Annotated in this window: 1 protein-coding gene; it reads right to left on the minus strand. The window is 35.5% G+C overall.

Annotation, left to right across the window (positions count from 1 at the left end; translation table 11 throughout):
• Positions 1-48: 48 nt before the first annotated feature.
• Positions 49-262, minus strand: a 214-nt coding sequence (locus tag ACTHSX_RS10715) for a hypothetical protein (RefSeq protein WP_440379676.1), incomplete at its 5' end; no start/stop codon positions are given.

The raw sequence follows: 262 nt of genomic DNA on the forward strand, positions 1-262 counted from the left end.
TACTAATAACGCACTAAAAATACCTTTTAAATTACGCATTTTTCTCTCCTATTTGATACGTTGTTCTAACATGACATTTAATGTTTTTTGCTTTATTTTGACCGCACTTTCCTGTGATGCCTGTACCAATAAAGCGTAAATCAAATCTAATACGAATAATTGGGCAATCTTCGTGCCAATAGAGTCGCCTTGTAGCTTGCCTTGTTTATTCCCATTCACTAAAACAAGATCGGCATATTCTGTAATGGGTGAACGCAAACTG

It is taken from the genome of Neisseria sp. P0014.S002 (assembly GCF_051958295.1).
Lineage (GTDB): Bacteria > Pseudomonadota > Gammaproteobacteria > Burkholderiales > Neisseriaceae > Neisseria > Neisseria flavescens_B.